2 protein-coding genes are annotated in these 1,314 nt (G+C 68.3%); both read right to left on the bottom strand.

The features are described from left to right. A partial coding sequence (locus D3H34_RS32740) for a hypothetical protein (protein ID WP_147400601.1) occupies window positions 1–262 on the bottom strand: 262 nt, incomplete at its 3' end. A 311-nt stretch (window positions 263–573) separates the two neighbouring features. Next, window positions 574–1,314: GAF domain-containing protein (locus tag D3H34_RS32735; RefSeq protein ID WP_147400600.1), on the bottom strand; the 741-nt coding region annotated here is incomplete at its 5' end.

Here is a 1,314-nt window from a genome sequence, read left to right as displayed (position 1 = left end):
AGCCGGCAGTGTAGTGATAGGCACCGAGTCCGCTGCAGTCCGCACCCAGGCCCAAGGGCGTGTGCAGCTGGGGATGGGTGATCGCGTTCAGCTGGATATGCTGAGGCCGGATGCCCAGCCGGTGGGCGATTTCATTGGCCATCATTTGCTTGATCCTGACCGGATTCGCGGGCACGAGCGTACAGGCCATGCTGGATGCCGATGCCAGCGCAGCCACGGCCCCGACCAGAACCGTTGCGAGATGGCTGATTTTGGGTTGCATAAAGATTCTCCTTGCAAACAAAACACTTGCTTTCCCATGACGGACGCCCGCTGCGGCCAGGAGCGACCGTCATTTGCAGTATGGGAAGAGCCGTGGTTCGCGGAAAAAGAACAACTGTTGCCAGCAATGACATCGCCGGGTTGCGGCCGGCGCCGCAGCCGGCGCCGTTGGAGCGCTTTTCCCTCTGGTGGGCATGGCCGGCGCAGGATCAACACGCGCGCCGCGGGATGGGCGCGCATTGACCACGTTTTGCAACACGGGCGGCTGCGCAATGGCCATTACGCCCGAAATGCGGCGCCGCGGGAGCGCTTTCAGACCATCGCTGGACCGGTGCCGGGACCCGTGCCGGGTCCGCGTAACGGGTCGGCCGCGGGCGCCGTGGGCCCGGCGTCGGAAGGCGGCGGCACTTCGGCGCCGCGCGACAGCGTGGTCTGCAACTGCCGCGCCATGTCGTGCAGCAGCGCGAACTCATTGGCCGCGAGGCTGCGCGGCGCGGTGTCCATGATGCAGAAGCTGCCCAGCACCAGCCCCTGGCGGTCGCGCAGCGGAACCCCCGCATAGAAGCGCAGCCGCGCCGACTGCAGCAGCGGGTTCTCCGCGAAGCGCGGATCGCGGGCGATGTCCTCGACCTGCAGGTCATGGTCGTCATGCACCACATAGGAGCAGATCGACAGCGCGCGCTCCAGCCCGCCGTCGTGCACGCCGTCACGCGCCGCGGTCAGCAGCGTTCCCGGCGTATGGACCCAGTCGGCGTCGACCAGCGACACCTGGGCAAAAGGCACATGGAACGCGTTCGCCGCATGCACCACCATGTCGTGGATCGCGTCCGTATGGCTCGCGTCTAGCCAGCCGCTCGCATGGAGCGCCGCGACGCGCGCCGCATCGCCCTCCCCGACCGGCGCGGCGCGCGGACCGCCGAGGGACGAAGGCGCGAGCAAGGCGTCGGCACGCAGGCGCAGTTCGCGCACGCTGGTGGTGATCGCCTCCACGCCCAGCTGCGCTGCGGCGCTATCGGCCAGCAGCGCGGGCGGCGCATTCCACAGGGCCAGCAC

This window comes from Acidovorax cavernicola, assembly GCF_003581445.1.
Note: the sequence above shows the minus strand (reverse complement) of the source record. Positions and strands in the feature narration are given on the sequence as shown.